Source organism: Bacteroides ihuae, assembly GCF_900104585.1.
Taxonomy (GTDB): Bacteria; Bacteroidota; Bacteroidia; order Bacteroidales; family Bacteroidaceae; genus Bacteroides; species Bacteroides ihuae.
Window position 1 is genome coordinate 668,879 of record NZ_FNVX01000004.1, and the last position, 16,773, is coordinate 685,651.

The following is a 16,773-nucleotide window of genomic DNA, read 5'->3' on the forward strand; positions in this document are numbered from 1 at the left end:
GATTCTCTTTTTTTATGTCTTTTACTTCCTTACAAACTGTTTCTTATCCTTCTGCCACACATACACTAGTGGCGATTGCAAGTAAGGTTTTAGTTTATCTCCATCTGCCTTTCCTATATAATCCATTGTTGCAAAAGAAAAAGCCAACGTCGCATCCACTTTAGATAAGTCAGCCTTTAGCAGCAATATATCGGCTTGCGAACGAGCACGGTTATAACCCTCCACCTGCATGGTATCTGTCGGTGATACAAAGAAATCATCCGCTGACGGAGTTACCAGGAAGTCGGATGCGGGAAGTTCCTTCCAGCTAGTGGTAAAGAAGCGCACCTTACTATCACAAGCAGGAGCACAAGCAGTAGAAACTGCACAAATTATTTTCGTCGTATCACTTATAGCGAGCAACTTCATCTGCCATTCACTTTGTGCACTCATTCGTAAACGAATGTAGTCGGGCGTCAGATCAGTCATCTCAGACGTTCCACCGAACTTATTCTTCACCTGAGCCTTCATCTTACTATCCAGAAAGTCTATGCAATCAGCACGGTTCACAGCCGTGAGCAGTGGAGTAAGAGAATCGGGCATGTTGACGAACAATGTTTTAGCCTCTTGCGCATGCGCAGCAACACCTGATAGTAAAAGAAAAAACAGCAATAGATTTTTTTTCATATTTTGTAGTTATTTTGAACCCAAATATAGGAATAACATTCCTATTAATATCAGAACAAGATCGATAGCCTTGCTTTTTAAATTCTTTTCACGGAAGAGCATTGCTCCGAAAAGAAAAGACACCACTACACTTCCACGACGCACCATCGACACAATGGAAATCATCGAATCATCAAAGCTAAGAGCGTAGAAGTACACAAAGTCGGCTGCCGAAAGAAATATGGAAATTAACAAGATGGCCCAGTCCCACCTGAAAGGAGTGTTTTGTTTTCGCTTAGGCCACCAGAGCAACAACAAGATAGGGCACATGATGAATACCTGATACACGTTATACCAAGACTGAACAACCATGGGGTTAAACTGTTTCATCAGGAACTTATCGTATAATCCGCTAACAGCGCCCGTTATGGCAGCCAGCACAATGAAGAAGATCCATTTGTTATGAGCAAAATCAATCCCCTCCTTTTTACCCGAACGGCTCAACAAGAAGAACGAAGCCACAGCAAGCATTACCCCTATCCATTGGTACAGATTTAACCGTTCACCAAACAGCAGCATAGCCCCCATCAACACCATCACCGGACGAGTGGCATTAATAGGTCCAACAATCGTCAACGGCAGATGCTTCATACCGAAATAGCCAAAGATCCACGACGAAAGAACGATGAAAGATTTGATAATGATGAACTTATGTACTTCCCATCCCACTAACGGCACGTCAAACATCGTACCGGCAAGTATATTGGGCACGAAAGTAGACAACAAGATGAAGGGCAAAAATATCAGGCTGGAAAACAACGTATTTAAAAACAACACCGGCAAAACGGCATTTCCTTTCAGCGAATGTTTCTTGAATACATCATAGAAACCTAATAATGCCGCTGAAAGAAAAGCAAATAATAACCACATCTCTTTATTCTAATTTTAGATAATACACATCAATTACTCCACAAAGATATCTTCGGGATATTCCACGTCAACAAGAAACAGCGCATTGCCCGGAGCAGAAGTCCCCGCTTTGCCGCGATCTTGCTGCTCTATGATCTTTTGAAACCCTGCCACGTCTATCTTTCCACGTCCCACCTCAACCAGTGTTCCCACAATAGCACGCACCATGTTTCGCAAAAAACGGTCCGCACGGATCGTAAACACCCATGTCGTCTCATCCTGCTGCGTCCATTCGGCTTGCATCATCTCACAAAGATTCGTTTTCACATCCGTGTGCACCTTGCTAAAGCTCGTAAAGTCGGCATAGCGAAACAACGTAGCGGCAGCTTCATTCATCTTCTCAAAATCGAGTTCACCATACAGTCTCCAGTGATATTGCCGATTGAATGCATATTTTGCCGTCGTTACGTAATACTTATAAGTACGCGATCTGGCTGCAAACCGCGCATGCACATCCGATCGGACCTTCTTTACATGAAAAACCGATATATCCGGAGGAAGTATGCGATTCAACCTCTCAGTCAGGAAATCGAGATCCAGTGATTCATCGTCAAATTCGAAATGGGCTATCATGAGTGAAGCATGCACACCAGCATCCGTTCGTCCGGCACCGATCACTCTCATCTCTTTCCGGAGAGAAACAGACAATGCCTTTTCCAGACACTCTTGTACACTAATGCCATTTGGTTGAATTTGCCAACCGTGATAGTTTGTTCCGTCGTAAGCTAAATAGATAAAATATCGTTGCACTGTTTTTATTTCTTGGTTTCAAAGCACAAAGGTACAACTTTTCGAGCTATTCATCCACGGTATCCGTGGCCTAATCTCATTCTACCGCATTAATAAGCAATTAGCATACGATTACTAAACCTTTTGAACAGGAAACTTAGGTGGTCACACAACTGCGTGACTATCGTCCCATAGCTGCGTGACCATGGGACCGCAATTGTGTGACCATCGTCATACAGCTGTGTGACCACCTATCTTTAGTATAATAGTTCATTAGCCAACCCGTCTTATTTGCTTAACTGTAACTAACAAACAGCATACGCAACAAACAGGCTATAGATAAAACCTTTCTTACCTATGTACAGATCCAACGTAGCAACATTCTAAGACTTTTGCCCACCACATTCTATGAATTTAAGAAAAAAATCAGGTACATTTGTCTTCCAATTAACCGACGTATTACCTTTTTATATATAATAAGAACATGGCAAAGCAATTTAAACCCGAAACCTTATGCGTACAAGCAGGTTGGGAACCAAAAAAAGGGGAGCCTCGTGTGCTGCCCATTTACCAAAGTACAACCTTTAAATATGAGACAAGCGAACAAATGGCTCGCCTGTTCGACTTAGAAGAGAGTGGTTATTTCTACACCCGGTTACAGAATCCGACAAACGATGCAGTGGCAAAAAAGATCACCGCTCTTGAAGGAGGCGTTGGAGGCATGCTTACCTCAAGCGGACAAGCAGCCAACTTTTATGCTATATTCAATATTTGCCAGGCAGGCGATCATTTTGTCTGTTCATCAGCCATTTACGGAGGAACATTCAACCTGTTTGCGGTCACCATGAAGAAGTTGGGCATCAATGTCACCTTTATCAGCCCTAAGGCAACAGAGGAAGAAATATCATCGGCTTTCCAACCCAACACCAAGGCTCTTTTTGGAGAAACAATCTCTAATCCTTCACTAGATGTGCTCGATATTGAAAAGTTTGCCCGCATAGCCCATAAGCATGGGGTGCCGTTGATTGTTGATAATACTTTCCCAACTCCAATCAACTGTCGCCCGTTTGAATGGGGAGCAGACATCATCGTACATTCTACCACGAAATATATGGATGGGCACGCCACTTCAGTAGGTGGTTGCATTGTCGATAGCGGAAACTTCGATTGGGAAGCAAATGCCGATAAGTTCCCCGGACTATGCACGCCCGATGAATCTTATCACGGACTGACTTACACCAAGGCTTTCGGGAAGATGGCGTACATCACCAAAGCAACCTCGCAGTTGATGCGCGATTTAGGGAGTATCCAAAGCCCGCAAAATGCGTTTTTACTCAACATCGGACTGGAAACGCTACACCTGCGCATGCCCCAACATTGCAAGAATGCGCAAAAAGTAGCGGAGTACCTTCAGGCAAATGACAAAGTAGCATGGGTAAACTACTGCGGCCTACCCGATAATAATAACTACGAACTGGCGCAAAAGTATATGCCCAATGGCTCTTGCGGAGTGATATCCTTCGGATTGAAAGGAGAGCGTAACTTAGCCACTAAATTTATGGATTCACTGCAACTGGCAGCCATTGTTACACACGTAGCAGATGCCCGTACCAGTGTGCTTCATCCTGCCAGTCACACTCATCGCCAACTTTCCGACGAGCAATTGCTCGAAGCCGGTGTTCGCCCTGATCTGATCCGTTTATCCGTAGGAATAGAAAATGCAGACGATATCATTGACGATATAGAGCAAGCTCTAAGCAAGTAAAAAGTCCGCTTTCAGATAGAAAAAGAGAAAGCGATAGAAGTCCGCTGCTAAAGCTTTCTCTTTATATCATTTGCCTATTTATTTCGTGTTAAATCAACGCAAAAGATTCTCAATAACAAGCGAATCATCACAATTATGGCTACATTTGCGGATAACAATAATTAAAGCAATAATAAAGAATCTTATGGCTAAAATTACGAAAGAAGCAGCCTTGCTTTATCACTCTCAAGGCAAACCGGGGAAAATAGAAGTAGTACCGACAAAACCGTATAGTACACAAACAGATCTTTCTCTAGCCTACTCACCGGGAGTAGCCGAGCCTTGTCTCGAGATAGAAAAGAATCCGCAAGATGCGTATAAATATACAGCTAAAGGAAATCTGGTAGCAGTTATCTCCAACGGAACAGCTGTGTTAGGACTGGGCGACATTGGCGCACTCAGTGGGAAACCCGTAATGGAAGGAAAAGGATTACTCTTTAAAATCTATGCCGGCATTGATGTGTTTGATATTGAAGTGGATGAAAAAGATCCTGAAAAATTTATCGCCGCCGTAAAAGCTATTGCCCCCACTTTTGGAGGTATTAACCTCGAAGATATAAAAGCGCCTGAGTGCTTTGAAATAGAACGCCGCCTGAAAGAAGAACTGGACATTCCGGTGATGCACGATGACCAGCATGGAACAGCCATCATCTCAAGTGCGGGGTTAATCAATGCCTTGCAGGTAGCAGGAAAAAAGATAGAAGAAGTAAAAATTGTGGTAAACGGTGCCGGTGCATCAGCCGTATCGTGTACCAAACTGTATGTTTCACTGGGTGCCCGCCTAGAGAACATTGTCATGCTCGATAGCAAAGGAGTAATTGGCAAAGCACGTACCGACCTGAACGAGCAAAAACGTTATTTTGCTACGGAGCGGACAGATATTCGCACACTGGAAGAAGCAATCAAAGGAGCAGATGTGTTTCTGGGACTCTCAAAGGGCAATGTACTGACCACCGATATGGTGAAGAGTATGGCCTCTACTCCTATTGTATTTGCCTTAGCCAATCCTGTGCCCGAAATTGCCTACGAAGATGCAATGGCTTGCCGTCCGGACGTATTGATGTCAACAGGCCGTTCCGATTATCCTAATCAAATAAATAATGTAATCGGATTCCCCTACATCTTCCGTGGAGCATTGGATACACAAGCCAGCACCATCAACGAAGAGATGAAGATCGCCGCTGTTTATGCCATCGCCAACTTAGCCAAACAACCGGTGCCGGACGTCGTTAACGAGGTGTATCATGTGAGCAGCCTTACCTTCGGACCGGAATATTTTATTCCGAAACCGGTAGACCCACGACTGATAACTGAAGTTTCAATGGCTGTTGCCAAAGCTGCCATGGAATCGGGCGTAGCTCGCAAGCACATCGAAGATTGGGGTGCGTACAAACTCCGCTTACTTGAACTAATGGGATACGAATCGAAACTAACCCGCCAACTTTATGAGCTGGCACGCCAAGACCCACAACGTGTCGTTTTTGCTGAGGGTGGACATCCCAACATGCTCAAAGCAGCAGTAGAAGCTAAGGCTGAAGGTATTTGCCATCCTATTCTACTGGGTAATGACGAGCGTATTCACAAACTAGCGCAAGAGCTCGATCTTAATCTGGAAGGTGTCGAAATAGTCAACCTCCGCCATGATTGCGAGACTGAACGCCGCGAACGCTACGCACACATCCTAGCGAAAAAACGCTCAAGAGAAGGAGAGACTTACGAAGAGGCCAACGACAAGATGTTTGAACGCAACTACTTTGGTATGATGATGGTTGAGACAGGTGATGCAGATGCTTTCATTACCGGGTTATACACAAAATATACCAGTACAATAAAGGCAGCCAAAGAAGTAATCGGCATTCGTTCCGGATACAACCATTTCGGAACAATGCATATTGTGAACTCTAAGAAGGGTACTTATTTCTTAGCAGATACACTGATTAACAGGCATCCGGATACAGAAACTCTTACCGATGTGGCTAAATTGGCTGCTGAAACCGTTCGATTCTTCAATCACACTCCGGTAATGGCTATGCTGTCATACTCCAACTTTGGCTCTGACGAAACAGGAAGCCCAGCTAGAGTTCATGAAGCAACATCCTATATGCACGAAAACTATCCGGAACTGGCTATTGATGGTGAAATGCAAGTGAACTTTGCAATGGACCGCGAACTGCGAGATGCAAAATACCCCTTTACCCGCCTGAAAGGAAAAGATGTAAACACGCTGATTTTCCCTAATTTGAATTCAGCAAACTCCGGTTACAAGCTAATCCAGGCCATGACCCAAAGAGAATTGATCGGCCCGATTCAGATGGGATTAAATAAACCTATTCATTTTACCGACATAGAAAGCTCCGTGCGCGACATCGTGAACATCACAGCCGTTGCCGTGATTGATGCCATTGTTGATAAGAAAAAAGCCCGTAAAGAATGAAAAAACCTCTCTCCAAATCACAAATAATATGCGTCATCCTCCTATGGATGGCGCTTTGCTACATCGTGCTAGTCTATTCTGAACGTATTGATGGCCCGGTAATTGTAACACTAGCTGTTTCAGCTGCATTCGTATTCATACCGGTATATAAATCTTTGAGAAAGAATAAATAGTAACTTTATATTCGTTTTTTCAGCAATAAACAGACGAATTGATATTTTATAAGGCATTCTATTTATGATTTATTTGAATTTTCTCTTTTTTATCGTTACTTTTGCAACCGCTTTAAACTTACAACAACCAACAAAAGACAAAATTAATGAATGCAGCTAAAGTGTTAGATGCCTTGAAACACCGTTTCCCAAACGAAGCGGAGTATCATCAGGCGGTAGAAGAAGTGCTTACTACCATTGAAGAAGAGTACAATAAACATCCGGAATTTGACAAAGCCAACCTCATCGAGCGTCTATGCATACCGGACAGAGTGTATCAATTCAGAATAACGTGGGTAGACGATAAAGGCAACGTGCAAACCAATATGGGGTACCGGGTACAACATAACAATGCTATTGGCCCATACAAAGGTGGCATCCGTTTCCACAGTTCAGTGAACCTTTCCATCTTGAAGTTTTTGGCGTTTGAACAAACATTCAAAAACTCACTGACTACTCTTCCTATGGGGGGTGGCAAAGGAGGTTCGGACTTTTCACCACGTGGAAAATCAACAGCTGAAGTGATGCGCTTCGTTCAGTCGTTCATGCTGGAACTGTGGCGTCATATCGGACCGGAAACAGATGTTCCGGCAGGCGACATAGGCGTAGGAGGTCGCGAAATCGGCTTCATGTTTGGAATGTACAAAAAGCTCACTCGCGAGTTTACCGGAACATTTACCGGCAAAGGACGTGAGTTTGGTGGTTCACTTATTCGTCCCGAAGCAACCGGATATGGAAATATCTACTTCTTGATGGAGATGTTGAAAGCCAAAGGTACCGATCTCAAAGGCAAAATCTGCTTGGTGTCAGGCTCAGGTAATGTGGCCCAATACACAGCCGAGAAAGTGCTGGAACTTGGTGGCAAAGTAGTTACGATGTCCGATTCGGATGGATATATCTATGATCCGGATGGTATCGACAGCGAAAAGCTAAACTACATCATGGAGCTAAAGAACTTGAACCGCGGACGTATCCGTGAATATGCGGAAACGTATGGTTGTAAATACGTAGAAGGAGCCAAACCTTGGGGAGAAAAAGGCGATATCGCTCTCCCATCGGCTACACAAAATGAGCTGAATGGTGATCACGCCCGCCAATTGATAGCCAATGGCTGTATGGCAGTGAGTGAAGGAGCCAACATGCCTTCTACACCCGAAGCCATTAAAGTGTTTCAAGACGCCAAGATATTGTATGCACCCGGAAAGGCCGCTAATGCCGGTGGGGTATCAGTCTCAGGTCTAGAAATGACTCAAAATTCCATCAAACTAAGTTGGAGTGCAGAGGAAGTAGATGAGAAATTGAAAAGCATCATGGTAAGCATCCACGAAGCTTGCGTGCAATACGGAACAGAAGCAGATGGCTATGTAAATTATGTGAAGGGTGCCAACGTAGCCGGATTCATGAAAGTAGCCAAGGCAATGATGGCGCAAGGCATTTTATAAATAGAGTCTTATAATCAGCAAACCGATATAAGTCCATAGTTAGACCGACCAGCTTCTCAACAGAAGTTGGTCGGTCTCCTTTTATTATTCTTTGGGTTTAAACACCACGCCTTTCTTCGTTCTGCCATCCATCTTTATCACCATCGGATTACTGAATCTGACATGCCGCAAGTAGTTAGTTTCGCTCACAGCAGGTTGAGCATTAAGGAAAGTCTGATCATAGACCCCCTCATTCATGAAAGCATTAATGGTAAAATAGCCCACACCAAAGGACGTTAGGTTCTGAAAGAAGTGAGTACCCTGACTCGGATCAACCCGATAGTTCGTTAGTCCGGCCTCAACAATCACTCTCGCAGCCGAGATATGCGGCCACTTCACCGGTATGCCCAACCAAGTATCACTACTCCCCCATCGTCCCGGGCCAATAAGCACATAGTTCTTTCCCTCGTCCAAAAACTGTTTATTCAGTTTCTCTATTTCATAGGCAATGCTCTGGTTGTTGGATGCACTATAGTTATCCGTTTTCACATAAATAACGTCATGAATATCACTCATCACACCATTCCCCAAAGAATTGTCCGAACGAAGAATCACCTGTTCATCAGCAATCTTAGCTAAATCCTCATCAAGTACCTCTTTTGCATCAACAATCGGACGGATCTGCAACAAATAAAAGGTTCCCGTGCGCCCCTCATAATCCATCGTTGCAGCAAATTCTATTTCTATCGGCCGCCGCATTTCTTGTTGCCCATATTGCAACACAAGTTGTAAGATGCGAGCCAATGGGAAGACATCATGTTGCAAAATGTTAGCAAAGGTAATCACCTTCCGCCCACCCGGATAAAGACCATCACGGATCACCTGATCCTGAGGATCGTACGTAGAAGCAATATAGCGCAACGCACCATCCTTTTCAGCTTCTTTCACCGAACACTTCAGTAGATTAAAGCCATCATCAATCGAAAACTCTTGTCCCACATTTTTTAGATCCAAAGCATAGAAACGAGTTTGCGTCTCTCTCAGCGCTATCTCCATCTCACTGGTTTGCAACACCTGATGAGGATGATAAGGAGAAAAACGTAACGTGAGTCCGCCATCTACAATGTACTTACCTAAACCGAGAGCCAGATTCACTGTTCCCTCTTCCGCCTTTTCCTCTCCAATGGGATAATAATTGAGCGAACGAGCTACCCCCGACATGGAAGGATAATACTTGTCGCCATACTGATTGCCCACCACTTCTTGCAGAATAACAGCCATCTTCTCTTGATCAATCACATTGGATGTAGCTTGCATATACGCCTTACTATCACTGAAATAAACAGATGCATACACCCCCTTAATTGCATCCGACAGCATACGAAGCATCTCATATTTATCGTCCAGATAAGGAATCATATAGGTATTATAAATACCAGCAAAAGGCTGATAATGAGAATCTTCCAATAAGCTAGACGAACGAATGGCAATGGGCGACTTCACCACATCAATGAAAGTAAAGAAATCCTCCACTAAGCGATCGGGAAGTTTGGCCCTAAGGAAATATTTAAGAATCGTAGCATCATCTAAGTCAGACAAAGCAAGCTGGTACAAATTGTTTGTCTCCATAAACTCATCGAACACGTCCGTACAAAGCACTACCGTTTTAGGAATAACGACATACGCATTTTCAAACTCTTCAAACTCCGGATGATGCTTCACCATGTTATCAATAAAAGCCAGTCCACGCCCCTTGCCTCCTAATGAGCCATCGCCAATACGAGCAAAGTTAGAATATCGGTCAAAACGGTCGCGTTTAAAGATCGCCACCACTCCCTGATTCTTCATCTTGCGATACTTCACAATCGCTTCAAAAATAATCTTCCGATGAGCATCTACATCCTGCAGACTATTCCAGGTGATCGGTTTGAGGAACTCTGCAACCGGAAACATAGCCCGTGAATAGAGCCAGCGAGAAATATGATTGCGACTGATATGATACAAAAAAGATTCAGTCGGAACAGCAAAGATGATGTTCTGAAGTTCTTTCAAATTCTGCACACGTGCTATCTTCTCCAGTGTATCCGGATTACGAAAGATGAAATCGCCAAAGCCAAAATGATCGGAGACGATTTGCCGCAAGTCCACATCCGTCTTCTTCGAATTCTTATCAATAAAACAAGCACCATACCTAGAGGCATAGGCAGCATTGTCTGCTTCAGAAGACTGGATAATAAGTGGCACGAACGGATCCTCTCTGCGTATCTCCGCACAGAGTTTAATACCCGCCAATGCATCTTTCTGTCCATTATGCGGAAAACGCACATCGGTAATTACCCCAAGCACATTATTCTTATATCGATAAAATATATCTGTAGCCTCCTCATACGTTCGGGCCAAGACTATTTTAGGTCGCCCGCGCATACGCAGCGTACGCTGATGAGCATTCAACGCTTCGGTAGAGAATTCCTGACTCTGCTTCAACACAAACTTATATAGATTCGGAAGTACGGACGAATAGAATCGAATACCATCTTCGACCAACAAAATGAGCTGTACACCTACTTCGGCCACATCATGTTCCAGATTCATTTTATCTTCTATCAACTTGATGATGGATAGCAGTAAATCGGTATTTCCCAACCAACAAAACACATAGTCGAATGCGCTAAGATCTTCATTGGCTATCCGCTTTGTGATGCCATGACTGAAAGGAGTAAGAATGACAATCGGAATTTGTGAGTAACAGGCTTTGATGTGACGTCCGATGCCAAAACCATCATCGTCACCCGTTCCGGGCATACAGATAACCAAATCAAACGGTATGCTTGCCAGTATGATCAGCGCCTCCTCTTCAGTCGAAACTTGCGAAAAGCGAGGTGGGTAGCGCAATGAAAGTGAGGTGTATTCATTGAATATTTTCTCATCAATGCGTCCATCATCTTCCAACATGAACACATCATAAGGATTGGCTATAAGAAGCACATTGAAGATACGACGTGTCATCAGATTAACAAACTGCGTATCTTTAAAGTAAAGTTGGTTTAATTTTAGTTTGCTGAGCATATTCGATATTAATAACTTGGTTGTATACGCAAAAATCGTTTTTTTTATCGGGATAGGCAATTAATTCTTATTATTATATTCCTATATCCTCTACCGCTACCCCCCCGGCAGCTCTTTTAAAGAGGCAAGAGTCAATTCATCTGCATAATAGTTGCATATATTATAAATTATACCGAATATTGTTCTTCTATTTATTCTACAGAAACGAAAATAAATAAATATAGCAAAGAATGAAAAAAGCAACTTTATTACTAATTGGAATTATGGCGACAGCAATATCATGCGCACAGCAAAAAGTGCTAACTTACCCTAGCACCCCCAAAGTAGACACCGTGGATACATACTTCGGTACGAAAGTCGCAGACCCCTATCGCTGGCTCGAAAACGATACGTCTGCTGCAACCGCTGCATGGGTAAAAGCTGAAAATAAGATAACAAACAGCTACCTCGAACAAATACCTTTCCGTAAAGGATTGCTCAAACGACTGACCGAACTGGCCAACTACGAAAAGATTGGTGCACCTTTTAAGAAGCACGGGAAGTATTACTTCTACAAAAATAACGGATTACAAAACCAAAGTGTGCTGTATGTGCAAGATTCTTTAAAAGGAGAAGCTCGCGTATTTCTTGACCCCAATCAACTATCTACCGATGGAACAGTAGCCTTGACCAGCCTGTCGTTCTCTCATGATGGTAAATATGCTGCTTACACTGTTTCTCGCAGTGGATCGGATTGGAGAGAAATCTTCGTAATGGATGCTGTTACAGGCAATCTGCTCGACGATCATATTACTTGGGCTAAATTTACGGGAGCTTCATGGAAAGGAGATGGATTCTATTACAGTGCGTATGATGCACCGGTAAAAGGAAAAGAGTTCTCCAACGTGAATGAATTTCACAAAATATATTATCATAAACTGGGCGAATCACAAGAGAAAGACGAGTTAGTATATGAGAACAAAGCCTACCCCAAGAGATTTTACACGAGCGATGTGAGTGAAGATGAAAAAGTACTATTTATCAATGAATCGGGTGAAGGAAGAGGTAATGCTCTTTTCATGAAGAACCTGACCAAAGAGAATGCACCCATTGTACAGATGGCATCTGACTTTAACTTTGAGTATTCTCCTATAGAGGTTATCGGTGACAACATCTATCTCTATACTAATTATGGTGCACCGAAGAACAAGATTATGGTAGCCGACATCAACAATCCGGAACTGAAAAGCTGGAAAGATCTTGTACCGGAAGCCGAACAGGTATTATCAGGTGCACAAGTTATCGGTGGCAAACTCTTCTTAACGTATGATAAAGACGCATCCAACCATGCGTATGTATTCGATTTAAACGGGAAAGAGTTGCAAGAAATTAAACTTCCTTCGCTGGGATCAGTGGGATTCAGTGGAGATAAAGACGACAAGGAATGCTTTTTCAACTTCACTTCATTCACCATTCCCGGTGCTACCTATAGATATGATGTGGATCAAAACACCTATAAGCTCTTCCGGGCACCAAATGTGAAGTTCAACTCAAGCGATTTTGTAACCGAACAAATTTTCTTCCCCAGCAAAGATGGCGTCAAAGTGCCAATGTTCCTTACTTATAAAAAAGGATTGAAAAGAGATGGCAAGAATCCTGTATTCTTATATGGTTACGGCGGCTTCAACATAAGCTTGTATCCTGCTTTCTCTACCGCTCGAATACCTTTCCTCGAAAATGGAGGAATCTATGTGCAAGTTAACTTGCGTGGTGGAAGTGAATATGGTGAAGCATGGCACATAGCCGGAACGAAAATGCAAAAGCAAAATGTATTCAATGATTTCATTGCTGCTGCCGAATACCTGATTGATCAGAAGTATACGAATAGCAAAAAGATAGCAATTGTGGGAGGGTCAAACGGTGGACTGCTGGTAGGTGCTTGTATGACCCAACGTCCCGAACTCTTTCAAGTAGCTATTCCGCAAGTGGGAGTGATGGATATGTTGAGGTATCACAAATTTACCATTGGGTGGAACTGGGCGAGCGACTATGGAACAAGTGAAGATAGCAAAGAGATGTTTGACTACCTCAAAGGATACTCTCCGCTTCACAACTTAAAGAAAGGCACCAAATACCCCGCAACGCTTGTAACGACAGCCGATCATGATGACCGTGTAGTACCGGCCCATTCTTTCAAATTTGCCGCTACTCTGCAAGAATGCAATGACGGTACCAATGCCACTTTAATTCGCATTGATAGCAAAGCCGGACACGGAGCCGGCAAACCGATGACTAAAGTTCTGGAAGAGCAAGCATCCATTTATGGCTTTATCATGTACAATCTCAAAATGAATCCCAAGTTCTAAACTATCATTTTATCACATAAAAAGCAATATTTAACTTATAAAACAAGGTTTTAATAAAAGAATATCTATATTTGTGGCATAAATAAATATCCTTTTATTATAACCGACCTTTTAAAGATACACTATTATGAATATCGAACGAATCATGTCCTCTCTGGAGGCCAAACATCCCGGCGAATCTGAATATCTTCAAGCCGTGAAGGAGGTACTTATCTCTATCGAAGATATCTATAACCAGCACCCTGAATTTGAAAAAGCTAAAATCGTAGAACGATTAGTAGAACCGGATCGTATCTTTACATTCCGCATTACATGGGTGGACGACAGAGGAGATGTACAGACGAACCTTGGATATCGCGTTCAATTTAATAATGCGATCGGCCCGTACAAAGGAGGAATCAGATTCCATGCGTCAGTCAACCTTTCTATCTTAAAGTTCTTAGGATTCGAACAAACTTTTAAGAATGCATTGACCACCTTACCCATGGGTGGTGGCAAAGGAGGATCGGACTTCTCACCACGTGGGAAGAGCGACGCTGAGATCATGCGTTTCTGCCAAGCTTTCATGCTCGAACTTTGGAGACATCTTGGTCCTGATATGGATGTACCTGCAGGCGACATCGGTGTTGGTGGACGTGAAGTGGGCTATATGTTCGGCATGTATAAAAAGTTAACACGCGAATTCACCGGAACGTTCACAGGCAAAGGTCTGGAGTTTGGTGGCTCTTTGATTCGCCCTGAGGCAACCGGCTTTGGTGGTTTGTATTTTGTAAACCAAATGCTTCAAGCCAAAGGTCTGGAACTAAAAGGTAAGACAATTGCCATCTCCGGATTCGGAAATGTAGCTTGGGGTGCCGCTGTTAAAGCCACCGAACTAGGTGCGAAAGTGATTACCATCTCCGGCCCCGACGGATACATCTACGATCCGAATGGCATCAGTGGAGAAAAGATTGAATATATGCTTGAACTACGGGCATCGGGTAATGATATTGTGGCTCCATACGCAGAAGAATTCCTCGGCGCAACCTTCGTAGCCGACAAACATCCATGGGAAGTAAAGACCGATATAGCCCTTCCTTGTGCCACTCAGAACGAATTAAATGGCGAAGACGCTGTAAATCTCATAAAAAATAACGTTATTTGCGTCGGAGAGATTTCAAATATGGGTTGTACTCCCGAAGCAATTGACGCATTTATTGAGCATAAAGTAATGTATGCCCCCGGTAAAGCAGTCAATGCAGGTGGAGTCGCTACTTCCGGATTGGAGATGTCGCAGAATGCAATGCACCTCAGCTGGAGTGCCGCCGAAGTAGATGAAAAGCTACATACAATTATGTACAACATTCATGCACAATGTGTAAAGTATGGTACCGAACCCGATGGATACATCAATTATGTGAAGGGTGCCAACATTGCAGGTTTCATGAAAGTAGCCCACGCTATGATGGGACAGGGAATTATATGATAAGAAAAGCGATAGTAACACTCCTTTTTTCAGTATGCGTTACCTACATCCATGCACAGGACGTAGGTAATGCTACTTACTATCATAACAAATTTCAAGGCTCGCACACATCTGATGGAGGAACATACCACAAAGACAGCATGACGTGTGCACATAAAACCTACCCTTTAGGCACGCTACTAACAGTAAAAAACCCTCGCAATGGCAAAGAAGTTGTAGTGAAAGTCACCGATCGTGGACCTTTCAGCAGACGCTTAATGATTGATTTATCTTATCGCGCAGCCAAAGAATTAGACATTATTCGCCATGGTATTGCCAAGGTGGAAATTTCAGCCTTTTCGCCCATACGCGTCCCCTACAGAGCCTTATGCGACCTTAAATTCTGTTCTGTTCTACAAGTTCTCGCCACTCAAACAAACTATCCTTTACCTTTTCATTAATAATAAACCGAGAGAAGTCTCTTCTTTGTTACGTAAAATACTTAAATTTGCATCTCAAACTAAAAATACTACGAGATGTTATTACCCGAGCTTCTGTTACGACGCGATAAAATTCGCTCAATCATGGCGCAACAAAATATTGATGCCGCCATCATCACGTGCAATGCAAATTTACTCTATACCTACGGACAGATTGTAAGTGGATACCTGTATCTTCCACTACATTCACCTGCGCATCTATTCATCAAACGCCCCAACAACCTCACCGGTGAACATATTCATCCCATTCGTAAACCGGAGCAGATAATAGATTTACTCAAAGAAAATGGCCTGCCTATTCCTCAGACGCTGATGCTGGAAGGCGATGAACTGCCGTATACAGAGTATATGCGTTTGGCAGCAATGTTTCCGGAAGCAACCATTGTGAACGGAACACCCATTATTCGTCAGGCACGCAGCAAAAAAACAGACATCGAAAAGATTATGTTTCAACGTGCTGCCAATGCTCACGCCAAAGCTTACCAACAAATACCGTCAGTGTACCATGAAGGAATGAGCGATAAAGAATTCTCCATCGAGATAGAACGCTTGATGCGTCTGCAAGGATGCTTGGGCATTTTCCGTGTATTCGGACAAAGCATGGAGATTTTTATGGGTAGTGTACTGACAGGTGACAATGCCGCCACTCCTTCTCCCTACGATTTCGCTTTGGGAGGTAAAGGGTTAGATCCTTCACTGCCGGGCGGACTTAACGGAACGTTGTTGCAAAAAGGACAAAGCGTGATGGTCGATTTAGGAGGCAATTTCAATGGCTACATGTGTGACATGAGCCGTGTCTTCTCTATTGGCAAACTTACCGAAGAAGCTTACGTTGCTCATCAGGTTTGTCTCGAAGTACAAGAAAAAATTGCTTCTCTGGCCAAGCCGGGTGCCGTATGCGAAGATCTTTATAATGCTGCTATTGAGATTGTAACTAAAGCGAACTTTGCCGATAACTTTATGGGAATCGACCAACAAGCAAAATTCATTGGCCATGGCATAGGTCTTGAAATAAATGAAGCTCCTGTTTTGGCACCACGCGTTAAGCAGGAATTGGAACCCGGAATGGTTTTTGCCCTCGAGCCCAAGATTGTCCTTGCAGGCGTAGGCCCTGTAGGTATTGAAAACTCATGGGTAGTAACTGCCGAAGGGGTAGAGAAACTAACCATCTGCAATGAAGAGATCATCGAACTCTAAGTTTGAG

Annotated in this window: 12 protein-coding genes; 8 read left to right on the plus strand and 4 right to left on the minus strand. The window is 43.4% G+C overall.

What is annotated here, in order from left to right; all coding sequences use genetic code 11:
- Positions 1–21: 21 nt before the first annotated feature.
- Genes BQ5338_RS03570 through truA form a run of 3 tightly spaced genes read right to left on the minus strand, consistent with a single transcriptional unit; the run spans position 22 to position 2,364 of the window.
- The gene (locus BQ5338_RS03570; protein ID WP_071145425.1) at positions 22–666 is read right to left on the minus strand and encodes a DUF3256 family protein; all 645 of its coding nucleotides are present in this window, start codon (positions 664–666) and stop codon (positions 22–24) included.
- 9 nt (positions 667–675) lie between these two features.
- Positions 676–1,575: a DMT family transporter gene (locus BQ5338_RS03575; protein ID WP_071145426.1), complete on the minus strand. Its 900-nt coding sequence runs from the start codon at positions 1,573–1,575 to the stop codon at positions 676–678.
- A gap of 33 nt (positions 1,576–1,608) precedes the next feature.
- Positions 1,609–2,364, minus strand: coding sequence for a tRNA pseudouridine(38-40) synthase TruA (gene truA, locus BQ5338_RS03580; protein WP_071145427.1), 756 nt, complete (start codon positions 2,362–2,364; stop codon positions 1,609–1,611).
- A gap of 463 nt (positions 2,365–2,827) precedes the next feature.
- Between truA and BQ5338_RS03585 the strand changes: the two genes are divergently transcribed.
- The 4 genes from BQ5338_RS03585 (at position 2,828) to BQ5338_RS03595 (ending at position 8,235) form a co-directional block, all read left to right on the plus strand.
- Positions 2,828–4,108, plus strand: a complete 1,281-nt coding sequence (locus tag BQ5338_RS03585; RefSeq protein WP_071145428.1) for an O-acetylhomoserine aminocarboxypropyltransferase/cysteine synthase family protein — start codon at positions 2,828–2,830, stop codon at positions 4,106–4,108.
- A gap of 184 nt (positions 4,109–4,292) precedes the next feature.
- Positions 4,293–6,581, plus strand: a complete 2,289-nt coding sequence (locus tag BQ5338_RS03590; RefSeq protein WP_071145860.1) for an NADP-dependent malic enzyme — start codon at positions 4,293–4,295, stop codon at positions 6,579–6,581.
- Entirely contained in the window at positions 6,578–6,754 is a 177-nt protein-coding gene (locus BQ5338_RS16940; protein ID WP_139265166.1) for a hypothetical protein, read from the plus strand. The genes BQ5338_RS03590 and BQ5338_RS16940 overlap by 4 nt, the downstream gene beginning before the upstream one ends.
- A 146-nt stretch (positions 6,755–6,900) precedes the next feature.
- Complete coding sequence (locus BQ5338_RS03595; protein WP_071145429.1) at positions 6,901–8,235, plus strand: NADP-specific glutamate dehydrogenase; 1,335 nt, start codon at positions 6,901–6,903, stop codon at positions 8,233–8,235.
- An 84-nt stretch (positions 8,236–8,319) separates the two neighbouring features.
- On the opposite strand, the gene BQ5338_RS03600 is transcribed toward BQ5338_RS03595, so the two are convergent.
- A complete protein-coding gene (locus BQ5338_RS03600) occupies positions 8,320–11,280 on the minus strand; it encodes a PEP/pyruvate-binding domain-containing protein (RefSeq protein WP_071145430.1) in 2,961 nt (986 codons plus the stop codon).
- A gap of 230 nt (positions 11,281–11,510) precedes the next feature.
- On the opposite strand from BQ5338_RS03600, the gene BQ5338_RS03605 reads away from it, so the two are divergent.
- The 4 genes from BQ5338_RS03605 (at position 11,511) to BQ5338_RS03620 (ending at position 16,766) form a co-directional block, all read left to right on the plus strand.
- Positions 11,511–13,625, plus strand: coding sequence for a prolyl oligopeptidase family serine peptidase (locus BQ5338_RS03605; RefSeq protein ID WP_071145431.1), 2,115 nt, complete (start codon positions 11,511–11,513; stop codon positions 13,623–13,625).
- Between the two features lie 127 nt (positions 13,626–13,752).
- The gene (gene gdhA / locus BQ5338_RS03610; RefSeq protein ID WP_071145432.1) at positions 13,753–15,090 is read left to right on the plus strand and encodes an NADP-specific glutamate dehydrogenase; all 1,338 of its coding nucleotides are present in this window, start codon (positions 13,753–13,755) and stop codon (positions 15,088–15,090) included.
- Positions 15,087–15,530: a septal ring lytic transglycosylase RlpA family protein gene (locus tag BQ5338_RS03615; RefSeq protein WP_139265167.1), complete on the plus strand. Its 444-nt coding sequence runs from the start codon at positions 15,087–15,089 to the stop codon at positions 15,528–15,530. The genes gdhA and BQ5338_RS03615 overlap by 4 nt, the downstream gene beginning before the upstream one ends.
- 75 nt (positions 15,531–15,605) lie before the next feature.
- Positions 15,606–16,766: a M24 family metallopeptidase gene (locus tag BQ5338_RS03620; protein WP_071145433.1), complete on the plus strand. Its 1,161-nt coding sequence runs from the start codon at positions 15,606–15,608 to the stop codon at positions 16,764–16,766.
- The last annotated feature ends 7 nt before the right edge of the window (positions 16,767–16,773 follow it).

Coding starts and splice junctions, on each gene's coding strand:
- BQ5338_RS03590 (WP_071145860.1), top strand. CDS start 4,293: ATGGCTAAAATTACGAAAGAAGCAGCCTTGCTTTATCACTCTCAAGGC.
- BQ5338_RS03570 (WP_071145425.1), bottom strand. CDS start 666: ATGAAAAAAAATCTATTGCTGTTTTTTCTTTTACTATCAGGTGTTGCT.
- BQ5338_RS03600 (WP_071145430.1), bottom strand. CDS start 11,280: ATGCTCAGCAAACTAAAATTAAACCAACTTTACTTTAAAGATACGCAG.
- BQ5338_RS03605 (WP_071145431.1), top strand. CDS start 11,511: ATGAAAAAAGCAACTTTATTACTAATTGGAATTATGGCGACAGCAATA.
- BQ5338_RS03575 (WP_071145426.1), bottom strand. CDS start 1,575: ATGTGGTTATTATTTGCTTTTCTTTCAGCGGCATTATTAGGTTTCTAT.
- BQ5338_RS03595 (WP_071145429.1), top strand. CDS start 6,901: ATGAATGCAGCTAAAGTGTTAGATGCCTTGAAACACCGTTTCCCAAAC.
- BQ5338_RS03620 (WP_071145433.1), top strand. CDS start 15,606: ATGTTATTACCCGAGCTTCTGTTACGACGCGATAAAATTCGCTCAATC.
- BQ5338_RS03615 (WP_139265167.1), top strand. CDS start 15,087: ATGATAAGAAAAGCGATAGTAACACTCCTTTTTTCAGTATGCGTTACC.
- gdhA (WP_071145432.1), top strand. CDS start 13,753: ATGAATATCGAACGAATCATGTCCTCTCTGGAGGCCAAACATCCCGGC.
- BQ5338_RS03585 (WP_071145428.1), top strand. CDS start 2,828: ATGGCAAAGCAATTTAAACCCGAAACCTTATGCGTACAAGCAGGTTGG.
- BQ5338_RS16940 (WP_139265166.1), top strand. CDS start 6,578: ATGAAAAAACCTCTCTCCAAATCACAAATAATATGCGTCATCCTCCTA.